Source organism: Streptomyces bobili, assembly GCF_002154575.1.
Lineage (GTDB): Bacteria > Actinomycetota > Actinomycetes > Streptomycetales > Streptomycetaceae > Streptomyces > Streptomyces bobili.
In genome coordinates, this window is sequence record NZ_MUBA01000306.1 from 13134 (window position 1) to 35447 (window position 22314).

Sequence of the window (22314 nt, forward strand, 5' to 3'; positions counted from 1 at the left end):
TCATTCCCCCAGGTCGAGAGTGAGTTTGGTGACGGCGAACGCCTCCGCGTAGCGCGCGTGGCATTCGATGCCGCGGATACGCGCGAGACCGAGGAAGGCCTCCCGGTCGTACCAGGGCCGGTGCCGCTGCGAGGCGTAGTGCTCCTGCAGCAGCCGTACCTTCTCCTCGGCGATCTCCGGCGACAGCGGCTGGTAGGCCGCCATCCGGCCGAGATCGCCGTCCCACTTGACGATCTCGTAGCCGAGGACCAGATGGTCCCGGAACGCGGTGGGTACCAGCTTCGCCAGGCCGCGGTGGTCCTGGTGCGCGTCGTCGGTGCGCGGGGCGAGGACCAGGTCCGGGTCGGTCCGCTCGCGCAGTTCCTCGACCGCGGCCTTGGCCTCGTCCCAGTGCACGGGCAACCGGCCGTCCGGCAGCTTGTGCACGGTCAGCCGCAGGTCGGCGCCCGGACAGAAGGCGGCGAGCGCGGCCCGCTCCTCCTGCTCCCGCTCGCCGCCGCCGCCGGACAGCACCAGCGCGTCGACGCGGACACCGGGGCGCGCGTGGCACAGCGTCAGCAGCGTGCCGCCCGCGCCGATGGCGATGTCGTCGCAGTGCGCGCCCACCGCGACGATCCGGTCCAGGCGCCCGGTGCCGAGCCGGATCACGCACTCACCCCCGCGCCGTCGCGTTCCCACACGGCCCACGGACGCGTCCCCCGGGCATAGGCGTCGTCGAGCGCGGCCCGCTCCTTCACGGTGTCGGTCGGCTTCCAGAAGCCGCGGTGCTGGTGCGCCACCAACCGTCCCCGCTTGGCCAGTTGGGCGCATCCGTCGGCGACCAGGTCCCCGTTCTCCGGTATGTGGTCGAAGATCTCCTGGCGGAGCACGAAGTAGCCGCCGTTCTCCCACAGCGGCATGTCGCTCACCGCGGTGATGCCCCCCACCAGGCCGTCCTCGCCCAGCTCCACGCAGTGGAACGAGGACTGCGGCGGCACCACCATCATCGACGCCCCGGCGTCCCGCCCGGCGAACCGGTCGATCATCTCCGGCAGCGGGGCGTCGGTGAGCACGTCGGCGTAGTTGGCGAGGAACATCTCGTCGCCGTCCAGGTGGTGCCGCACCCGGCGCAGCCGCTCCCCGATCGGTGACTCGATGCCGGTCTGCGCGAACGTGATCGTCCAGTCCGCGATGTCGGTGGACAGCAACTCGGTCCGCCCGCCCCGCAGTACGAAGTCGTTGGACGTCGTCTCCTCGTAGTTGAGGAAGAAGTCCTTGATGTGGTGGGCCCCGTACCCGAGGCACAGGATGAACTCCGTGTGCCCGAAGTAGGCGTAGTAGCGCATGACGTGCCAGATCAGTGGCCGCGGGCCGACCATCGCCATCGGCTTGGGCACGTCGTCGGAGGCGCCGCTGCGCATGCGCAGCCCGTAACCGCCGCAGAACAGTACGACCTTCATGCTGTGCCCTTTCGCGACGTGGCCTCGACGATGCTCAGTTCGGGGATGGGGAAGACCAGCCGGCCGCCCCACTCGTGCACGAAGGACAACTGCTCGACCAGCTCCGCCCGCAGGTTCCACGGGAGGACCAGGACGTAGTCCGGCCTGTCGGCGGCGATCCGCTCGGGTGACAGGATCGGGATGCGGGTGCCGGGGGTGAACCTGCCGTGCTTGTAGGGGTTGCGGTCGACCGTGTACGCCAACAGGTCGGGCCGCACGCCGCAGTGGTTGAGCAGGGTGTTGCCCTTGCCGGGGGCGCCGTAGCCGACGACGGTCTCGCCGCGCTCGGCCGCGTCGATGAGGAACCGCAGCAGGTCCCGGCGCACCTTGGCCACCCGGGCGGAGAACTCGGTGTACCCGGACAACTCCCGCAGCCCGGCGGCCTTCTCCCGGTCCAGCACGTCGGCCACCCGCCGCGTCGGCTCGCCGGCCACCTCGGCCGGCCGGGCCCACAGCCGGACGGAGCCGCCGTGCGTGGGCAGCAACTCGACGTCCACGAGGGCGAGTCCACCGCTCTCAAGCGCCCGCATCGCGGAGGCGACCGTGTAGTACTGGAAGTGCTCGTGGTAGATCGTGTCGTACTGGTTCTCCTCGATCAGGGTCAGCAGGTGCTGCACCTCGATGGAGACCCAGCCGTCGTCGGCGACCAGGGCGCGCAGCCCCCGGGTGAACCCGACCACGTCCGGGATGTGCGCGTACACGTTGTTGGCGACGACCAGGTCCGCCGGGCCGTGCTCGGCGCGGACGCCCGCACCGGTGTCCGGGTCCAGGAACTCCGTGAGTGTGGGCACCCCCGCGTCCCGTGCCGTGGCGCCGACGTTCACCGACGGCTCGATGCCGAGACAGCGGATCCCGCGGTCCACCACATGCCTGAGCAGGTACCCGTCATTGCTCGCGACCTCGACCACGAACGCGTCGGCGTCCAGAGCGAGGCGCTGCACGGCGCCGGCGACGAACGTGCGCGCGTGCTCCACCCAGGAGGTCGAGTAGGACGAGAAGTACGCGTACTCCTTGAACGTCTCCTCCGGCGTGATCAGCGGAGGTATCTGCGCGAGCCAGCAGCCGGTGCAGACCCGCAGGTGCAGCGGGTACGCCGGTTCCGGCTCGTCCAGTTGGTCCGCGGCGAGAAAGCTCTCGCACGGTGGTGTCGCCCCGAGATCGACGACGCTCGCCATCGCCTCCGAGCCGCAGAGTCGGCATCGTGTCATGTGCTGTCCCCATCCCCCCTGCCCGCGCGGGTGTCCCCGTCGCGAGCCAGTGCTGACCGACCCGCGATCGCGGTGCGGTACCCCTCCACCAGGCGCTCCAGCCCGACGGCCGGACTGAAGCCCTGCTCGTAACGGCGCCGGGCCGCCCGGCCCATCTCCCGGTTGCGGTCCGGCTCGGCCGTGATCCGGCGCAGGCAGGACGCGAGCGAGGCGGACTCGCCCGGCCGGTGCAGCAGCCCGGTCACCCCGTCCTCGACGAGTTCGACGAAGGCGCCGTGACCGGCGGCCACGGTCGGCACCCCGGCCGCCATCGCCTCGACGACCACCAGGCCGAACGCCTCCAGCCACGTCGAGGGAGCCACCACGGCGACCGACCTGGCGACGGCCTGCCGGCACTGCTCCGCGTCGTACAGGCCGACGTGGCGTACGTCGTCGCGGTCCGCCGCCCATGCGGCCACCTCCCGCTCCAGTGGCCCCGTGCCGGCGATCACGAGCGGCACGCCCACACCGCCGGCGGCGGCGATCTCGTCCCAGGCGGTCATGAGCAGCCGTACACCCTTGGCCTCCGCGAGCCGGCCGAGATACAGCAGATGCTCGCCGGGGCCCGCGCGGACGGCGCCCGGCTCGGGCACGAAGTTGTGCTTGACCGCCAGCCGCTCGGCGGGCATCCCGGACCGCACCAGGACGTCGCGCTGCGCCGCGGAGATGCAGAAGAACCGCTCCACGCCGGACCACCACCGCCGCCGGTTCACCGACAGGCTGACCGCGAGCGGCACCGTCGCCAGCCGGGAGCCCCGGTAGCAGCCGTGCCGGACGGCGGGCAGCGGCGTGGACCCGACGCACTCGGTGCACGGCCGGCCGTCGCGCTGCAGCGTGCCGGGCGGGCAGACCTGGGTGTAGTTGTGCAGCGTGGCGACGGCGGGCACACCGGCGTCGGCGCAGGCGGCCAGCACCGCCGGCGACAGGAGCGGGAACACGTTGTGGACGTGCACCACGTCCGGCCGGTCGCCGCGAAGCCGCGCGGCGAGTTCGGTACGGACCGCCGGGTTCCACGGCACCAGCAGTGCCACCGCGGCCTTGCCCGGCAGCGACCGGGCGGCGATGTCGTCGCTGCGCCGCTCGAACACCTCGACCCGGTGCCCGGCCCCGCGCAGCAGCGCCACCTCCTGGTCGACGACCTTGTTCTCCCCGCTCGGCTGTGCCGAGGCGTAGCGGTTGTGCACCACGAGGATGTGCATGCTCAGGTCACCTCCGAACTCTGGGCCCATCGCGGGACCGGGCGTCTGGGGACTTCTGCCGTCGCCGCGGGAGCGGCGGCCGGCACCGCCAACAACGAGGCGGCCACGGCCAGATGCAGCAGATACGGCGAGGCGTCACCCAGCCCCGCCTCGGTGTACGAGGCGATCGCGCAGTAGCTGATCAGGAAGATCGCGCAGGCCCTCGGCAGCGACGGTGGCCGCAGCAACGCGACGCCGCCCAGCACGACGATGACCGCCGCCACCAGCGTGACGCCGGTCATGCCCTGCTCGTGGTACACGGCCAGCCAGCTGTTGTCGATCGGCAGCCCGCCGAACGACTTGTCGCCCAGGCCCGCCCCGAACAGGTGCTCCGAGGTCGTCCGGGGTGCCGCCAGCAGGGCGTCCCAGACCTTGGCCCGACCGGTCAGGCTGGTGAAGTTCTCCTCGCTCTGTCCGCGCAGGAACCACGCCCGCAGCGCGGAGCCGAACCCCACCGCGGCCACGGCGGCACACAGCACCGCCCAGGCGAAGAACCTGCGTGCGGCGGCACTGGTCAGGAAGAGCGAGCCGATCGCCAGCACCAGCCCGATGAGCAGCCCGAGCGTGGCCGTCCGGGTATGGGTCAGCGCGAGCAGGACGAGGGCCGGCACGATGACCACCGCCGCGCTGCCCCGGTCGGTCCTGCGGCCCAGCAGGAGCAGCACGGCGAGCCCGATGATCACGGCGGCGTACTGTCCGATCTGCGGCGGGGTGAGCGGCCACAGCGCACCGACCAGCCGGCCGCCGTAGAGCTCGGGCATGGCGGCGCCCGGTGAGAGGACCGCGCCGGCGGCCACCGACGCGAGGACCGCGAAGTACATGCGGATGTGGTGCCGGACGAACGTCAGGCCCCCGTCCCACCAACGGCTGAGCAACCACAGCGTGCCGACGAAGAGAGCCAGCCGGGCGCAGCGGAACAGCGCCCCGAACCCGGACTCCAGGTCCGCGCTGGAGATCACGCTCGGCACCAGCAGCAGGGTGAGCAGGAACACGAACGCGCTGGCCCGGATGCGCAGCCGCAGATTGACCGCGAGCGCCAGCGTGAACGCGACGGCCAGCGCGCCCATGGTGACCATCTGGATGAGGGAGCGGGGGAGTGGGACGATGGTCTCCGCCCCGGCGGAGCCGAGCGTGTTGAGGATCAGCAGCCCCCAGACCGTCCCGACGATCTTCGACGTGTGGTCCGTGCCCATCTCAACCACCGTCCCGTGCGCCGAAGGTGCTGCCCGGGTCCTGCCGGTACGGCGTGCCCTGCCACTGCCAGGAGTCGAGGATCCGGCTCGGGTCGTGGACGACGAACTTCCACGGTCCGACGTAGACGTTGTCGTGCCAGCGGTTGTCCTGCTCGCGGGTGATCGCCTCCGACACCCGTTCGCCCTGGTACGGCGACCAGTTCGGATAGGTGCCGTAGTTGGCGAGCACGGCCATGCGGTCGCACTTCACCGTGCAGTCGACGACGGACTTGTCCAGTACGAAGCGGTTGCCGCGGATGTCGACCCGCTGGGTCTTCCACCGGCAGTCGGCGTACAGCGGTGCGGCGGCGATTCCCGGCTGCGCGCAGCGGTTCTTGTCCTTGACCAGCAACGTGCAGTCGCCGGACGACGTGTTGGCCGGGCTGTTGCAGAACCGGTCCGCGTTCTCCCACAGGGTGATGCCGGACCAGTTGTTCTCCAGGACGTTCCGGTAGACCTCGATCCTGTCCGTGCGGGCGCGGATCCGCGGTTCGCCGCCGGACTCGGACAGGTAGACGGTCGCGAACGGGAAGTTGTCGCCGCGGTCCGCGTACTTGCGGCCCTCGACCCAGTTGTTCCGCCGGATCGTGTTCTTGCGGATGACCGCGTTGTAGCTGGTCTCGTAGATCAGCGCGGCGCCGTCGTTGTCCTCGAACACGTTGCCCTCGATGAGGAAGTCGTTGTTGTTGGTGTCCGCCCACACGCCGGTTCCGCGGTTGTCGTGCACCCAGTTCGCGCGTATGTCGGCGCCGTCCACGGCCCAGAACTTGATGCCTCCGGTGCAGCCGCAGCCGGGCCGCTGCCGCTCCCAGTCGTCCGTGTTGTTGCCCACGATCTCGTTGCCCTCGACCACCAGAGCGTTGAACCGGCCGTCGGCCTTGTACGCGTTCATGCCGTACTGACCGTTGCCGCGCAGGCAACTGGCGCTGACCCGCTGGCGGGCACCGGCCATCAGCCCGGCGCCGGAGTTGTGCTGGATCGTCGCGTGCTCGATCACCCATCCGTCGGCCGAGTCATGGTTGACCACGCCCTCGTCGTGCGGTGCGACGAACCCCTGCACGGTCAGATGGCGGATGGTCACGTCGCGGGCGGCGCCGCCGAACGCGTACTGGTTGGTCCTGCGGCCGTCGAGCACCGCGCCGGGTGCGCCGAGGTAGGTGTTCCCCTCCTTGGGGACGACCTGGGCGTAGCGGTCCGACGGGAGTGTGTGCTTGCCCGGACGAAGCCAGAACGTGGTGCCCGGAGGGCTGCTGGTGGTCCTGGCGGCCAGGTCACCGGCGACCGCGGGGTCGACCGTGACCGCGCCCGCCGGCGCCTTCGCCGGCCCGGCCGCGGGCTTGGAGCACACCCCGGCCACGGGCGCGGACGGCGCGGCCGTCGGCTTCGGCCGCGCGTCCGGCGAGCCCTCACAGCCGGTCGCCGCCGTCAGGGCCAGCGCCAGCAGTGCCGACGGCAACACCCGGAGCCGCCACTTGATCGCCACGTGTCCCCCTAGCCGCGGAACCCGAGCACGGTGGTGAACCCCTGCGCGCCGTCGGCGAAGCCGGTGCCGACCAGCGTGGTGGCGGGTTCCTTGCGCCCGAAGCCGGGGGAGTACCAGCCCAGCGGAGGGTCGGTCTCGCCGCGATGCGCCCGCCAGGACAGCTCCCCCGGCAGATCGAGCTTCGCGGAGCGGTCCTCGCCGTCCCGGCTCCAGGTGAGCACCGCCCGATTCCCCACCAGGTCCGCGCTGATCGCCGGGCCGAGATGAAACGCCAGCCGCACGGCCCGGCGGGAGCCGTGCGGGCCGCGGACCTCGTCGATCACCCGCAGCTCCCGGCTCGCGGCCGTCAGCTCGACCCGGCGCCGGTGCACGGCCTGCTGGTAACCGTCGTGCTCGGCGCACCAGCGGGCCGTCCCCCCGTCGGAGGTGCCCGAGGTGTCCGCGACCAGGACGCGGCTGCGGGCGTGCCGCGTCCACAGGAACGGGCCACCGGAGACGGACTGGTCACCGCCGTCCAGTTGCAGCGTGTTGTGGCCGAGCGTCGACCGGAAGTACTGCCGCCACTCGGGCTGCCCGTGGTAGCAGTACGTCCCCGGGTCGGCGAGCACATCGACCCCGTCGTGGCGGACCTCCAGCGACAGCGCGTCCGCGTGAGCGTGCGCGGCGATGGACAGGAAGCCGTGCGGACCGCCGTCGCACCGGCACCAGATCTCCTCCGGACCACGCAGGATCGTCATGCCCGCGTCGGCGAAATGTTCCGGCCGGCCCGCCGGACGGGACACGGCCGGCGCGGTTCCCCTCTTCGCGTACGGCCGGATGAGCGAGGCCAGCAGCGGGGTGCGCACATCGGCGGCGGGCACCGCCGGCCACCAGTCGAGCCGGCCGAACACGGCGTCCCCGGTGGCCAGCAGTGAGGCCCAGCGGTCGGTGTCCGGGCCGTCGACGACCAGACCGTGCCCGTCGTCCGCGTCCCCCTGGCGCGGCGGCCTCAGCCTGTTGTCCACGACGGCCGCGAGCGCGTCGGTCATCCGCAGCAGCACCAGCCGCACCGACGCCGGAACCGGTACGCCCGCGACGTCCGCCTCGGCCACCGCGGCCAGACCGAGCTCCAGCACCAGCCCGTGATACTCGCTGGCCAGCTCACGGTTGAGGCCGGAGCCGAAGGTGTTGCGCCGCAGATGCCGCTCCAGCGACCGCAGCGCGTCGGCCCGCCACCGTGCCGAGGAGGGGAACCACCCGAACGCGCACGCCGCGGCGAACTGCCCGGCGGCCTCGGCGACGATGTGGTTGTTCGCCGAGGACCCACGGCTCGGGAAAGCGGCCAGCCAGCGCTGGTGGTGCCAGATCTGGTGGCGCGCCACCGGGTTGCCCTCGAACAGGGCGGCCGCGCCCGGCCAGCCGTCGAGCAGCCGGCGCACCCACACCCAGGACAGCAGCCGGATCCCCAGCTCGATGCCGCTCGTCCAGTGCACGCCGCGCAGCGGTGCGTTGGCCGACCACCACGACCGCAGGTGCCCGGCCACGCGCTCGGCGTACCGCTCGTCCCCGCTGATCGCGTAGGCGGCGGCGAGCACGGTGAGGTACTGATGCCGGGACAGTTCCCAGATCTGCTTGATGTCCCCGACCGCGTTCTCGTCGCGGTACGGCACGTCGAAGGCGTAACCCCACGGGGCCCGGCGCCCGGTCTTCGGGTCGTGGCACCAGTCGGGGTCGGCCAGGTCGTCGCGGACCACCCCGAAGTACTCGGCGTGTCCGGCCATCAGCCGGTCCGCCTCGGCGAGGAGACGCTTCGCGGCGTCCGGCGGCACCGCGGCGATCGTCCCCGCGGGCAGTACCGCGGTGAACCGGGCGCCGGTCACGCTCGGGCACTCCGGCCGTGCCGAGCGCCACCGCCGCCTGCGCACCGTGTCGCCGACCCGGCCGCCGACCTCCCGCGGTCCCATGCGGGACAACCGCCGCAGGTACCAGCCCGGACTCCCTGAGCTGACCGTCATCGCGCCCCCGCCAGCGTCACCGGCGCGCCGCCGGCCAGGCCGGCCCGCACGGCGAGAGTGGCCGCGGTGGTGGCGACCAGCGACTCCAGCGGCACCGGCATCGGCCCCCCGGTCCGCACCGCCTTGACGAAGGCGGCCAGCTGGGCGGACTGGCCCTTGTCCCGGGCCTTGGGCAGCCGCGAACTGACCCACTTCCCGGGTCCGTGGACCGAGGCACGGACGAAGTCGTCGAGCCGCAGCACCTTGCCGTCCGCGAGAACGTCCAGCGTTTCCTTGGGGAAGCCGGGCGCGCCGGTGGTGACGTAACTGATGGTCGCGGTGGACTCGTCCGGATAGCGCAGTACGACCTGGAGGTCCTCGTTGCCGGACGCGGCGACCGCGTACACCGATACCGGGTCGGCCTCCAGCAGCCAGCTCGCCGTGTCGATGAAGTGCCCGCCCTCACCGGCGAACCGCGAGCCCTCGGTGCCCTGCCGGAGATACCAGCTGCCGTGCTGCAGCCGGCCCGCGTTGACCAGGTAGCGCAGGCTCGCCGGGCCGGTCCGGGCACCGAACTGCTTCTTCGCCTCCTGGAGCAGCGGCGCGAACCGGCGGTTGAATCCCACCTGCAGCCGGTCGTTGCCGGACTCCTCCACCGCCGCGAGTACGCCGGCCAGCTCGTCCTCGGTGAGGGCCAGCGGCTTCTCCACGAAGACGCTCTTGCCGGCCAGCAGCGCCCTGCGGGTCAGTTCGGCGTGCGAGCTGTGCCGGGTGACCACGAACACCGCGTCGACGGACTTGTCGCCGAGCACGGCGTCGAGATCGGTGGTCGCCCCGGCGAAGCCGAACTTGCGCTGCGCGTTGGCCGCGGACAGCGCCGTCGTGGTGACGACGGTCGCCAACTCGACGCCGTCACGCCGCGCCAGATGCGGCAGCAGCATCGACGTCGCGTAGTTCCCCGCGCCGACGAACGCGAGCCGCACCGGCGTCCTGGCCGCCCGGACCGGACTCGGCTTCCTGCTCGCGGTGGGCACGGCCACCGCGGGCACGGCCACCACGGGAGCCGCCGCCTCGCCCGCCCGCTCGGGGTAGCGGAACAGCACGGCTACGGCCTTCAACTCGCCGTCCTTCAGGCTCCGGTACGTCTCGACGGCGTCATCGAAATCGGCGATGTGGGAGACCAGGGGCTCCACGTCGACGCTGCCACGGGCGAGGAGATCGAGGAAGCATGCCAGGTTGCGGCGCTCCGTCCAGCGCACGTAACCGATCGGATAGTCGCGCCCCTCCAGCTCGTACTCCGGGTCGTAGCGCCCGGGGCCGTAACTGCGCGAGAAGCGGACGTCCAGCTCCTTCTCGTAGTACGCGTTCCACGGCAGGTCCAGGCGGCACTTGCCGATGTCGACGACCCGGCCGCGGTCCCGGCAGAGCCGGGCGGCCAGCTCGACGGGCTCGTTGCTGCCGCCGCCGGCGGCCAGGTACACCTGGTCCACTCCGTGACCGCCGGTGAGTTCGGCGACGGTGGCCTCCACGGCCGCGGACGCGGGATCACCGCAGGCCGCGGCGCCGAGGCGCTCGGCCAGCTCGCAGCGCACCGGGTCGGGATCGACGCCGACGACGCGCACCCCCGAGGCGGTCAGGAGCTGCACCACCAGCTGCCCGATCAGCCCGAGGCCGATGACCAGCGCCACTTCACCGAGCCGTGACTCGCCCTGACGGACGCCCTGCAACGCGATCGACCCGACCGTGCCGAAGGCCGCGTGCCGCGGCGCGAGGCCGTCCGGCACCGGGGCGTAGAGGTTCTTCGGCACCCAGTTCAGCTCGGCGTGCAACGCGTGCTCGTTGCCCGCGCAGGCCACGAGGTCGCCGGCCTTCACGTCGTCGACGCCGGCGCCGACCTCCTCCACCACCCCGCACAGCGAGTAGCCGAGCGGCGTGTAGGAGTCCAGCTTGCCCATCACCTTGCGGTAGGTGGCGGGCACCCCGTTGGTGGCCACGCTCTGCATGACCTTGGCCACCTGGTCCGGCCGGGAGCGGGCCTTGCCCACCATCGACATGCCGGCCTCGGACACCTTCATCAGCTCGGTCCCGGTGGAGATCAGCGAAAAGGCACTGCGGACCAGCACACCGCCCGGCTTGCACCCCGGCACCGGCACGTCGAGCAGCGCCAGTTCGCCACTCTTGTAGTTCTGCACAACCTGTTTCACCCGAAGTCCTCTTGTCTCTACGCCGTTTGCTCTGAGCCGTTCGCTCTGCGCCGTCACAGGGAGTTCTGAGGGGCCCTTGACGTCGCGCCCCGGTACCAGTACTCGAGGGTCAGCACATGCCACAGATGCTTGGAGAAGTCCCGCTGTCCGGCGGCGTCCTCGGCGACCATCCGCGCCAGCGCGTCGCGGCGCAGGATCCCGGAGTTGACGAGCACGCCGTCGTTGACGACCTCGCGCACCAGCGGTGCCAGATCCCGGCTCATCCAGGCCCGCAGCGGGGCGCTGAACAGGCCCTTGGGCCGGTACACGATCTCCCGCGGCAGGACCGAGGAGGCCGCCTCCTTGAGGACGGCCTTGCCCTGCCGTCCGACGATCTTGCGGTCGCCGGGCACGGCGAACGCCGCCTTGACCACCTCGACGTCCACGTACGGCACCCGCACCTCGGTCGACGCGGCCATGCTGGAGCGGTCCGTGTACGCGAGGTTCAGGCCCGGCAGGAACATCCGGGAGTCGCCCAGGCACATGCGGTTGACGAAGTCGTCGAGGTCGTTGTCCTCGTAGACGTCCGCGTGCTCGGTCAGCACGTCGTCGACCGTCCCGGCCAGGTCCGGATCGATCAGGGCGAGCAGCTCGCCCCGGTCGTACATGGTGTAACTGCGCCGGAACGCGGTCTCCTCCGGCAGATCGGCGAAGGACAGGAACCGCTTCGCGAAGCGCACCGACCGGTACCCGCGGCGGGCCGTGGCGACCGGCAGCCGGTCCACGGCCCTGGACAGACCGCGCCGCAGTGGCCGTGGGACGCGCTGGTAGCGCAGCGCGAGCAGGTTGGCGAGGTGCTTGCGGTACCCGGCGAACAGCTCGTCGGCGCCCATCCCCGAGAGCATCACCTTCACGCCCGCTTCTCGGGCGGCCTCGCAGATCAGGAACGTGTTGATCGCGGCGGGATCGCCGATCGGCTCGTCCAGGTGGTGCGTCATCCGCGGCAGCAGGTCGAGCACGTTCGGAGCGATCTCGATCTCGTGCAGGTCGACGCCGAACCGCTCGGCCACCTGCCGGGCGTAGCGCAGGTCGTCCGGCATCGCCTCGAACCTGGCGTCCTCGGCGCGGAACCCGATCGTGTAGGCGGAGATACCGGGCCGGTCGCGGGCGGCCAGCGCGGTCAGGTAGCTGGAGTCGAGGCCGCCGGAGAGGAAGGTCGCCACGGGCACGTCGGACAGCAGGTGACGCCGGGTCGACTCCTCGACGACGGCGGCGATGTCCGGCTGCTCGCCGGTCAGAGCCCGCTCCCGGCCCTCGGCGGCGACGTCCCGCAGACTCCAGAACCGGCCGCGCTCCGCCCGGCCGTCGGGCCGGAACCTCATCCAGCTCCCCGGCGGCAGCTTCTCCGCCTCGCGGAACGCGCACCGTGAGTCCGGCACCCAGTAGTACAGCAGTGAGGCCACCAGCGCCGCGTGGTCCACCTCCAGCGACCCGCCGGTCACGGCCGCGAGCGCCTTCAGCTCGGAGGCGAACATCAGGCCCTCGCCGCGCCGCAGCAGGAACAGCGGCTTGATGCCGAGCTGGTCGCGGGCGAGGACCAGGTCACCGGTCCGCTCGTCGAAGATCCCGAACGCGAACATGCCGCGCAGCCGGGGCAGACAGTCCGTGCCCCAGCGCCGCCAGGCCTCCAGCAGCACCTCGGTGTCCGAGGTGCCCCGGAAGCGCACCCCGGCCGCCGTCAGCTCGGCACGCAGTTCGGGGGCGTTGTACAGCTCGCCGTTGTACGTCAGGACGAGGCCGTCGGAGACCATCGGCTGGGCGCCGGTCTCCGACAGGTCGACGACGGCCAGCCGGCGGTGCCCCAGGTGCACTTCGGCGTCACCGACGGCGTGGCCGTACCGGCCCGCCCCGTCCGGGCCGCGGTGGGCGAGGGTATCGGTGAGCCGGTCGGTCACGGCCTTGCCGTCCGGCCAGCGGTACGTACCTGCGATGCCACACATGTCCTACCGCGCTTCCTGGTCGCTGTCCGGGACGCGTGCCGCCCAGATCGGCAGCCGCTCCGTCCGCTGCCCGCCTTCCCCCGCCGTCCGAACGGCGGGGGAGGTACCCCCACCGTTCTGTCGGACCGCCCGTTCGCCACGGACGCGCGGCGCGGTGTGCGGCCCGTCCCACAACGTGCCGTCGGTCCGGTCACGCGGATCGGGGTCGATCAGCACCACGCCGATCACCGCGATGCGCTGGTCGGCGAGCTGCCGTGCCACGGTGTGCAGCCATGCGGCACTGCCGTGCCCGGCACGCACGACGAGCACGGTCCGCGTGCCGAGGTACCGCAGGTCCGTCCATGCCGTGCCGGGCGCCACCGAGCCGACGCCGAGCCGGCGCTCCTCGGGCGACAGGGCCTCGGCACGCTCGCCGCCGACCACGGTCGGGTCTCCCGGGTTCGGGCGGCGCCCGGTCAGCCGCTGTCCGGGCAGGCCGTCGACGACGACGACCGGCCCGTCCGCCGCCAGTGCCGCGGCGAGGTCCAGGGCGATCACGCCCGTGCCGCGCGCACAGCCCAGCTCCAGCAGCGACAACGGTTCCGCGGAGCCGCGCACGGTGCGGGCCAGTGACGTGGTGAGCCGTGTCCGTGCCGCCCGGCTCCGCCGTCGCCGCCACAGCCGGGCCGGCCGGCGGGGCAGTTCCGCGATGACCGAGGCGCCGAGGTTCGCCGCGATCTGCCGGCGCAGCACGGGGCGGTCCGCCACGACGGTGCCGACCGCGGCCACCGCGAGCCCGAGAGCGAGCCCGAGGACGAGCCCGATCGCGGCATCGGTGGCGGCGGCCCTGGGAAGGGAGTACCGCTCGGCGCGCGGGGCGTCCACGATCTGCGTGCCGGCGACGAGCTGGGGTGTGCCGATGCCGGCCTCCGCGGCGCGCTGGCCGAACTCGGTGATCTGCGAGGTGAGTTCTGCCCGCCGGGCGTAGAGCGACTCCAGGTTCGCCGACGCCTTCGGTCCGCTCTCCGTCGCGCCGTCCCCGATCGCCTTGTCGACCGTGGTGAGTTCGCCGCGCAGTCGGTCACGCTGGTCGAGCAGGGCCTTCGCCTCGGCCTTGGCGGCTTGCTGTATTCGTCTCACGTGGTCCGCGACGAACGCGTCGGCCAGCGCCTTGGCGCGGGCCACCGCTTCCGCTTCGCTGTCGGCGGTCACGGTGATCTGGAGCAGGTTGTTGGTCAGGCCGCTGCCCCCGTAGTCCCGCATGAAGTCCTCAGGTTTCTCAGGGGAGTCGAGGGAACGCAGGGCCGCGGCGGCGATCCGCGTGGTGTGCAGCAGCGCGACGTCGGTGCGGATCAGTGTTCCCGGGTCGTTGGGCTGGTCCTCCTGATGCGCGACCAGCACCTTGGTCACCGCGGTCGGCGGGGGCGGCAGCAGGACGGCCACCGCCGCGCCGACGAGCAGCCCCAGCAGTGCCAGCGAGTACCAGAGACGGCGCCGCCTGCGCACCGCCACCACCAGCGCCTGCAGATCCAGCAGCGGAGCGGCCGACGACTCCGAAGTCGTACTCGTCGTCACCTTGACGCTCCCCTCGTGTCGTCGCCGATCGCGAGCGCCGGCGTGGCGGTTCGGCGAGCATCGGCGGCAGGCGGTGTCGCACGGGTCCGGACCGCGCCGGCCAGGACGATGCCGACGACCTCGTGATGGGCGTCCGTACACGCCTCGGCGATGCCCGCGAGTTCCCCAGCGGTCCAGCTGCCGGCGCTGAGTACGACCAGGGCGCCGGACTCGTCGTCGCGGTCCGGCACCAGCGGCTGGGACACCGAGACCCCGACCACGCGCAGCGACGGATCGCTCCGCGCCTCGGTGACGAGCTGCCCGGCGGCCCGGTGGGCGATCTCGTCGCCTTCCGGCACGACGACCAGCAGCCGACGGGCGTCCGGCAGCCGTTCCCGGAGACGGGCGCTCACCCGCCGGTAGCGGATCTGCCGGCCGGCCTCGTCGCCGGACGCCTGCGGGATCGGCAGGTCCCACCGGACGTCGACGCCCAGCAGCCGGCGGATCCGCGCCCGCGGGTCACCGCCTTCCGGCCGCTGCCCGGTCCGTTCGGCGGGTACGTCGACGGTGCCCAGCAGCGTGGAGCCCAGCGCCGCGGCGATCTCCGGTTCGGTGCGCAGCCTGCGGCTCATCCGCGCGGCGGCGAGATGGCCGATCACCGCGAGCAGGAAGAACAGGACCGCGCCGCCGACGATGAGCTGCGTCCGCGTCGGCGGTGCCTCACCGGTCGGCCGGGCCGCCGGGCCCATGACGACCAGGTTGGTCTTGCCGGCGGTCGGGTCGACCTCGTCCAGTTTGGCGACGGCCTTCTGCAGCGCGGTGCGCAGCTTCGCGAGTTCGGTGCGGGTCTGGACGCTCTCCACGGTCTGCCCCGGATCGGCCGCGTCGGCCAGCTCGGTGATGCGGCGGCTGGTCTGCACGACCAGTTGCCGCAGCGCCTCGGGTTGCTCCGCCGTGTCCGGATCGGTGTTGTCGCCGACGATCCGCGCGGCGAAGGTGACGAACTGCTGGGCCACCTGGTCGGAGAGCCGCTGTGCGCGCTCCGGGGTGCCGGCCGTGCCCGAGATCTTGATGATGTTCCCGTCGGCGGACGTGGCGCTCACCTGGTCCCGCAGTTCTCTGCCGCCGACCCCGCTCCAGCCGAGGGTGGCGGCCGCGCGGTCGAGCACCACCGAACTGGTCGCGATCTCCGCCTGGGTCAGCAGCTCGCGTTCCTCCCACGCCCCGGGCAGCAGGACCGATGCCGACGTCGTGTAGCGGGGCGGGAACACCAGGGAGGTGCCGTAGCCGACGAGCGCACCCACCAGGACGAGGAGGGTGAGGAACCGTCGGCGCCGACGGATAATCCGCCCGATCGTGACCAGGCGTATCGTGTCATCGCTCAACTGCGCGGCCTTCTCCCTGATCGGTCCGGGTCGCCCGCCGACGCCGGAGCGTCGGCACGGCAGGCAGCGGCGTAGGCGGCGAGCAGTGACGCTTGCGAGTTCCGCCAGGAGAGCGCCCCGCCGATCCGCTCCTGGCCGATCTTGCCCATCCGGGCCCGCTCCTCCGGATCGTCCAGCAGCCCCGCGACGAGTCCGGCGAACGCGGACTCGTCGTCGGCGGGCGCGTAGACGGCGGCGTCACCGGCGGAGACGCGCGCCTCCCGGAGGTCGAAGGAGACGATCGGCCGGCCCATCACCATGTACTCGAGGACCTTGTTCATGGTCGACACGTCGTTGAGCGGATTGCGCGGGTCGGGGGAGAGGCACACGTCCGCGGTCGACAGGTAGCGCACCAGGTCGGCGTCCGGAACGCGCCCGGTGAACTGCACCTGCTCCGACAGCCCGAGCCGCCGGGACAGTTCCACCATCGCGTCGAAGGTGTCACCGCCGCCGACGAACACGGCATGCCAGTCGGTCCGCCCCAGCTCGTCGCGGAGCTTCGCCAGGGCCCGCAAGGCGTAGTCGACGCCGTCCTGCGGACCCATGACCCCGAGGTAACACAGCAGATGAGGCTTGCCGCGCTTCAGCTCCGGCTCGGGCGGTACGGGGTGGAACCGTGTGATGTCCGGGGCGCTGCGCACCACGAAGACGTCCGCCGGCCGCAGGCCGCCGCGGCGCACCGCGACGTCCCGGTAGCTCTCGTTCGTGGCGAGTACGACGTCCGCGGCCCGGTACGTCATCCGTTCCAGCGCGCACACCGCGCGGTAGAGCAGGTCCTCACCGCGGCCGAACCGGGAGAGGTACAGCTCGGGCACCAGGTCGTGCTGGTCGAAGACGAACCGCGCCCCGCGCCGCTTGAGCCACAGCGCCGGCAGGAACAGCAGGTCGGGCGGATTGCAGGCGTGGACCACGTCGACCGGGCCGACCTTGCGGGCCAGCCGGACCGTGTGCCACAACGCCGACCCGTACTCCCGCAGGTAGCCGGCCGGCCCTCCGGTGGCCGCGCGCAACGGGTAGCGGTGGATCCGCACCCCGTCGATCTCCGTCTCCGCCTCCGTGTCCCGCTTGCTCCCTTGCGGACAGATGACGTCCACCGTCCAGCCCGCGTCGCGCAGCGTCGTGCACTCCTGCCACACCCGCCGGTCGAACGGCACCGACAGGTTCTCCACGAGGATCAGCGCACGCCGGCCCGGCCGGTCGCCGCCGGCCAGGTCCTCCAACGATGTGTCACCAGGCAAGGCCCACGTACCCCGGTTCGGCCCGGCGCACATCGGCGTCGGGAAGGTGGATGAGATCGACTATCAGCGGCCCGTCGCCGTGCGGCAGCGCCGACAGCACGGCCGGGTCCCTGGTCCCCACCAGGCACACCTCGGCGTGTTCGAGCACCTCGTCGACGGAATCCGCGAGGAGCTGCGCCAGGTGCGGCAGCCGGGTCTCGATGTACTCGCGGTTCGCGCCGATCAGCCGGGAGAGGCTCACGTTGGCGTCGTGGATCCGCAGGTCGTACCCCTTGCCGAAGAGCCGTTCCGCCAGCTCGACGAGCGGGCTCTCCCGGAGGTCGTCGGTGCCGGGTTTGAAGGACAGCCCGAAGAGGCCCACCCGGCGTTTGCCGGTGCGCTCGACCAGCTCCACCGCGCGCTGCAGATGGTCGGAGTTGGAGGGCAGCACGTGGGCGAGGATGGGCACCGAGACGTCGGCCCGGTGTGCCGCGTGGACCAGGCTGCGCAGGTCCTTGGGCAGGCAGGAGCCGCCGAAGGCGAAGCCGGGCCGCAGATAGGCGGGGCTGATGTTCAGTTTGCTGTCGGCCAGGAAGACGTCCATCACCTCGTGCGAGTTCACCCCGAGGGCGTGGCACACCGCGCCCAGCTCGTTCGCGAAGCCGATCTTGAGGCCGTGGAACGCGTTGTCCGCGTACTTGATCGCCTCGGCCGTCGGGATCGGCACCCGGAACACCTCGCCGGGCAAGCCGTCGTACAGCGCCGTCACCGCGTCGCCGCTCGCCGGATCGAGTTCGCCGATGACGGTCTTGGGCGGGTCGAAGAAGTCCCGCACGCTCGTGCCCTCGCGCAGGAACTCCGGATTGACCGCCACCCCGATGTCCACCCCGGCCGTGCCGCCGACGTACTTCTCCAGGATCGGCACCAGCAGGTTCAGACAGGTGCCCGGAAGCATGGTGCTGCGGAACACGACGGTGTGCCGCCCGCCCCGTTCGGCCAGCGCGGCGCCGATCTGCTCGGTGACCCGCTCCAGATACGTGGTGCACAGGCTGCCGTTGGGCTCCGACGGCGTGCCCACGCAGACCAGCGACACCTCGCTGTCCATGATCGCCTCGCGGACGTCGTCGGTGGCGCGCAGCGCGCCGGTCCCGACGACCTCGGCGATCAGCTCGCCGATCCGCTCCTCGACGACCGGGGCCCTGCCGTCGTTGACCAGGTCGACCTTCACCTGGTTCACGTCCACCCCGATGACCTGGTGACCCATGCTGGCCAGGCACGCGGCCGACACGCAGCCCACGTAACCAAGCCCGAAAACACTCACTCTCATCAGGCGTTCCTCCCCCCGAGCAGGCCCTTGTGGCCCGCAGTCCGCGCGCCGGCTGAACCGTTGAGTCGCAGCCCTGCGCGCATCAGTAAGCGCCTTGCCCGTAGAGCACCGCCCGCAGCGTCTTCCACAAGATCACCGTGTCCAGGGCGAGCGACCAGTCCTCCACGTACCGCAGGTCCAGCCGGACCGCCTCCTCCCAGGACAGGTCGCTGCGTCCGCTGATCTGCCACAGGCCGGTGAGTCCGGGCTTGACCAGCAGCCGCCGCCGGATGACCGGCCCGTACGCGGCGGACTCCTCCGGCAACGGAGGCCGCGGACCGACGAGCGACATCGATCCGGTCAGCACGTTGAAGAGCTGCGGCAGCTCGTCGATCGAGTACCGGCGGAGCACCGCTCCCACCCCGGTCACCCGCGGATCCCGGCGGAGCTTGAACAGCAGGCCGGCGCCCTCGTTGCGGTCGGCCAGCGCGTCACGGGCCCGGTCCGCCCCGGCGACCATGGTGCGGAACTTGACGATGGTGAACTCGCGGCCGTCCTTGCCGACTCTGCGCTGGCGGTAGAAGGCCCCACCGCGGCTGTCCACCATCACGATCAGCGCGACGAACACCATCAGCGGCGCGAACAGCACGAGCAGGAACGCCGCGCCCATCCGGTCGACGACGCCTTTGACCGCGTGGCGGCCCCCGCTGAAGGTCGGCATGCTGACCCGCAGCAGCGGTATCCCGAGCACCGCGTCGACATGCAGCCGCGGGCCGGCCACCTCCATCAGCACGGGCGCCACGATCATCTCGGCGTCGCTGCCTTCGAGGTTCCACGCCAGCCGTTGCAACCGGTCCGGCGACCAGTGCGGGTCCGGTGTGACCGCGACGACCCGGTAGCCGTCGTGGCGTACGTGGTCCGCGACGTCCGCCAGCCGGCCGACGACGGGCACTCCGTCCAGTTGGTCGCCGTCGAGCCCGCGACCGTCCGTCGTGCACACCGCGTCCACCCGCCAGCCGAGGTGCGGGAACTTGCGGGTCCGGTTGATCAGGTCGCGCACGGTGGCCGGGCTCCCGGCGGCGAGCACCGGTCGCAGGCACCGTCCTTCCTTCCGCTGTCTGTGCAGCCAGAGGCGCAGCACATACCGCGAGGTCATGGTGACGAGCGCGATGGCGGGGATGGCGACGAAGATCCACAATTTGATGTTTCGCGAGGTGAGAGCTATTCCGCCGAGAGCCAGTACGACCGTCGCCGCGAACAGTGAGCGTCCGAGCCGGCGGAATTCCTCGGCCCCCTGGCCGAGAACCGCCGGAGACCACGCCCGGCTCACCGCAAGCGCCCCCAGCACCAGCAACTCGGTGCCGAATGCGAGAATGCCCCACTTCTCATGCCAGTTGGCCGCGTCCCGGGCCCCGAAGAAGTTTCCGATGGCTGCCACGACAAAAGCGGTGGTCACGGTGTCGTTGATGATCACGGTACGGCGGTAACGCTGCTCCCATTCGATCGCGGGCGGGCTGACTGCCCCGTTCGCCGGACGCCCCCGCGCCGACGGAAACGGGCTGACCAATTCCCCTTGCCGCACAGAACCCCCCAGGTCCCCAGTGGTTCGGCGTGTCCGCCGAACACTGTTGCTCCCCTCGGGAGGCCCCCGCCTCCCGCACTGTCCCTCCTCTCGGAGGGTTCCCCGCCCCCCGGTGCAGCGCTGTTCCTCCTCTGTGGGAGGCCCTCTGCGCATGGCATCCCAGCTATTCCAGAGCTACTTGAAGAGTTCGCCTCGCACAGGCAGCGGACTCGCATGTCCGGCCAGACTCGGAGGCGCACGGGAACCCGTTGGAAACCTCAGGTGCTCTTCGCGCCCGAGGCCCTCTCGGGCCAAAAGAATTGATCACCCCCACGTCTGGCGCCGGGCATGCGGCTGCTGCCAATCCCTGACGCCGGACCCATAGATCATTTCCATCGCTTCGTGTTCGAACAGCTGAAGCACGGTCAATCTAGACCATCGCGACCAGTATGAAGAGAGGGTGTGTGTAATTTGTGTTCAAGCTTTGGGACTTGATCCACAGATCAGCCATCTCCTACGGTTGCCTTCACGCCATAGCGAGCACCGGCAGCTCGCCGGACCCCGGGCGCCGCCTCCGCGCGGCGGCGATCGGCGAGCCGCAGAGGGCCTTCCGCAGCGCCCGGTCGGGCAACCACTGCCTCGGTTCGTACACAACGCGATGCCGGTCCGGATGCCCGAGCGGGCGCGGCGATCGGCGCCGAGGACACACGCCCGGCTTGATCACGTCGGTGTGCGGCGGCACGCCCAAGAAGGAGCGCGACCGCGTCGAGGACCGACCGGACGCACACCGCGATGCTGCCGGGCGCCGACGGAGGGCCCGGGACACGAGCAGCCGGTGCTCGACGCCTGTGGCCGTGCCGCGGATGCCCGCCGCGCGGACGCGCGTGGTGACGCGGTCGGTACGCCTGGCGGGTGAATCGCTCCGCCGGGTGCCACGTCGTGGGGGGTGACCGGGTGTCGATCGTCGGATGAGTGGAATGGATGTGTGGCCCCGTTCAGGCAAGCCGAGTGCAGTGTGTCATTGGAGGACTCCTTGGGCAGCACACATGTTGGCGTTGGTATCGGACTGGTGGTCGGTGTCCTGGTGTTGCAGGGGCCGGTCGCTGCCGCAGCCGGCGAATCCCGTCTCGACATCCGTTCGCGGCCGGGATCTTCCGGGACCACGGTCACGGTCAGTACCACCGCGTGCGGCGCGGAGGTCTATGGAAAGGGGCAGTCGGAGCTGGCGGGAGCCTTCCACCTCTTGGAGGGCGAGCGGAAGGGCGTCCTGACCGGCCAGTTCGTCGTACCGGAGGGAACAGAGGCCACCACCGACACCGTCACGGTCAAGTGCCCGCCGAGGGTGAAGCTCACCGACTCGTACGCGTTGACGGCGCGGCCCCACGGCGCCGTCGAGGCCGGTTTCGGAGACACCGACGACACAGCCACACAGCTCGCCGTGGGCGGGGTGCTGATGGCCGCGGGCGCGGCGGGTTGGCTGGTGCGAGTGCGTCACCGCTCGCAGGCCGGCCGCGCATGACCCGCGGCGTCCTGCCGCACAGGCCTGTGGTGGCTGCCTCACCGGAAGCCGTGTGGCAGGGCTGTCCCTCTCTTCCCCGGTAGTGAGCAAGAGGCTGGAACATGATGGCCCCTGGGCATCAAACCCGCGCTTCCTCGCCTTCGTACGTCCCCTCGGTCAAGCTGGTGGCCTGGACCTTGTTGACGGGGGCGCTGCTGGTGAGCGGTGCGCTGCGCGAGGTGCGGCCACCGCAGCCCTCGACGGACCAGGCCTTGTCCAGCCCGGCGGCCCCCGCCGTCGCTCCCACAGCCGCGGCGGCGACGGGCCCGGCCGTTGAGCCGCTGCGGCCGGCACCACCGCTGCGGCTGCGGATTCCCGTCATCGGCGTGGACGCCCCGATGAGCAGTCTCGACCTCGACGCGTCGGGGGCGCTGCTGCCCCCACCAGCCGACAACCCCCGGCTCGTCGGCTGGTACGGCGGGGGCACATCCCCCGGATCGGTCGGGACAGCCGTCACCACGGGCCACGTGGACCTGCCCAGCGGTGGCCCCGGGGTCTTCTACGGCCTCGGTTCCGTCGCCAAGGGCAACACGATCGAGATCGACCGGGCGGACGGCCGTACGGCCGTCTTCACCGTCGACGCCGTCGAGGTGTACGACAAAGAGCGATTCCCCGACGACAAGGTCTACGGCGGTTCCGACCGCGCCGAACTCCGCGTGATCACCTGCGGCGGCGGCTACACGAAGAACACCGGCTATCGGAGCAACGTCGTCGTCTACGCGTCACTCGCCGCCGTGCGATAGGCGGGTGCCGCCCACGGCGGCCCGGCCGCGCCTCCTCGCGGGAGCATGGCGCTCACGGCGCTCATCACGCGGGTTGCTTCGGCGGCAGGGGCGTATCCCGGAGCGCGGCGGCGGTCGTGTCGAGCGGGCTGCTCTCGT

At 71.7% G+C, this 22314-nt stretch carries 16 protein-coding genes; 2 read left to right on the top strand and 14 right to left on the bottom strand.

From position 1 onward, the window contains the following. The 14 genes from BZL64_RS24065 to BZL64_RS24130 form a co-directional block, all read right to left on the bottom strand. Window positions 1-648: a PIG-L deacetylase family protein gene (locus BZL64_RS24065; RefSeq protein WP_086771280.1), complete on the bottom strand. Its 648-nt coding sequence runs from the start codon at window positions 646-648 to the stop codon at window positions 1-3. Further along, the gene (locus BZL64_RS24070; RefSeq protein WP_086771281.1) at window positions 645-1439 is read right to left on the bottom strand and encodes a glycosyltransferase family protein; all 795 of its coding nucleotides are present in this window, start codon (window positions 1437-1439) and stop codon (window positions 645-647) included. Before BZL64_RS24070 ends, BZL64_RS24065 begins: the two co-directional genes overlap by 4 nt. Continuing rightward, window positions 1436-2686 carry a class I SAM-dependent methyltransferase gene (locus BZL64_RS24075; protein ID WP_086771282.1) on the bottom strand — a complete coding sequence of 417 codons (1251 nt, stop codon included), beginning with the start codon at window positions 2684-2686 and terminating at the stop codon, window positions 1436-1438. The genes BZL64_RS24070 and BZL64_RS24075 overlap by 4 nt, the downstream gene beginning before the upstream one ends. Beyond that, window positions 2683-3924, bottom strand: a complete 1242-nt coding sequence (locus tag BZL64_RS24080; protein ID WP_086771283.1) for a glycosyltransferase — start codon at window positions 3922-3924, stop codon at window positions 2683-2685. Before BZL64_RS24080 ends, BZL64_RS24075 begins: the two co-directional genes overlap by 4 nt. Before the next feature lie 2 nt (window positions 3925-3926). Further along, a complete protein-coding gene (locus BZL64_RS24085) occupies window positions 3927-5156 on the bottom strand; it encodes a hypothetical protein (RefSeq protein ID WP_086771284.1) in 1230 nt (409 codons plus the stop codon). A 1-nt stretch (window position 5157) separates the two neighbouring features. Next, window positions 5158-6678: a right-handed parallel beta-helix repeat-containing protein gene (locus tag BZL64_RS24090; protein WP_244205466.1), complete on the bottom strand. Its 1521-nt coding sequence runs from the start codon at window positions 6676-6678 to the stop codon at window positions 5158-5160. A gap of 8 nt (window positions 6679-6686) precedes the next feature. Beyond that, window positions 6687-8672 carry a heparinase II/III family protein gene (locus tag BZL64_RS24095; protein ID WP_086771285.1) on the bottom strand — a complete coding sequence of 662 codons (1986 nt, stop codon included), beginning with the start codon at window positions 8670-8672 and terminating at the stop codon, window positions 6687-6689. Further along, window positions 8669-10855: a bi-domain-containing oxidoreductase gene (locus BZL64_RS24100; RefSeq protein ID WP_086771286.1), complete on the bottom strand. Its 2187-nt coding sequence runs from the start codon at window positions 10853-10855 to the stop codon at window positions 8669-8671. Before BZL64_RS24100 ends, BZL64_RS24095 begins: the two co-directional genes overlap by 4 nt. Window positions 10856-10908: 53 nt before the next feature. After that, complete coding sequence (asnB, locus tag BZL64_RS24105) at window positions 10909-12834, bottom strand: asparagine synthase (glutamine-hydrolyzing) (protein ID WP_086771287.1); 1926 nt, start codon at window positions 12832-12834, stop codon at window positions 10909-10911. A gap of 3 nt (window positions 12835-12837) precedes the next feature. Beyond that, the gene (locus BZL64_RS24110) at window positions 12838-14388 is read right to left on the bottom strand and encodes a Wzz/FepE/Etk N-terminal domain-containing protein (RefSeq protein WP_086771288.1); all 1551 of its coding nucleotides are present in this window, start codon (window positions 14386-14388) and stop codon (window positions 12838-12840) included. Further along, a complete protein-coding gene (locus BZL64_RS24115; RefSeq protein ID WP_086771289.1) occupies window positions 14385-15752 on the bottom strand; it encodes a polysaccharide biosynthesis protein in 1368 nt (455 codons plus the stop codon). Before BZL64_RS24115 ends, BZL64_RS24110 begins: the two co-directional genes overlap by 4 nt. Beyond that, entirely contained in the window at window positions 15749-17062 is a 1314-nt protein-coding gene (locus tag BZL64_RS24120) for a glycosyltransferase family 4 protein (protein WP_401709742.1), read from the bottom strand. The genes BZL64_RS24115 and BZL64_RS24120 overlap by 4 nt, the downstream gene beginning before the upstream one ends. Continuing rightward, entirely contained in the window at window positions 17019-18335 is a 1317-nt protein-coding gene (locus tag BZL64_RS24125) for a nucleotide sugar dehydrogenase (protein ID WP_086771290.1), read from the bottom strand. Before BZL64_RS24125 ends, BZL64_RS24120 begins: the two co-directional genes overlap by 44 nt. Before the next feature lie 82 nt (window positions 18336-18417). Next, window positions 18418-19896: a sugar transferase gene (locus BZL64_RS24130; protein WP_086771291.1), complete on the bottom strand. Its 1479-nt coding sequence runs from the start codon at window positions 19894-19896 to the stop codon at window positions 18418-18420. 1222 nt (window positions 19897-21118) lie between these two features. On the opposite strand from BZL64_RS24130, the gene BZL64_RS41295 reads away from it, so the two are divergent. Together BZL64_RS41295 and BZL64_RS24140 are read left to right on the top strand one after the other, a co-directional pair. Next, a complete protein-coding gene (locus BZL64_RS41295) occupies window positions 21119-21394 on the top strand; it encodes a hypothetical protein (RefSeq protein ID WP_244205467.1) in 276 nt (91 codons plus the stop codon). A 104-nt stretch (window positions 21395-21498) separates the two neighbouring features. Next, complete coding sequence (locus tag BZL64_RS24140; protein ID WP_086771292.1) at window positions 21499-22176, top strand: class F sortase; 678 nt, start codon at window positions 21499-21501, stop codon at window positions 22174-22176. Window positions 22177-22314: the final 138 nt, after the last annotated feature.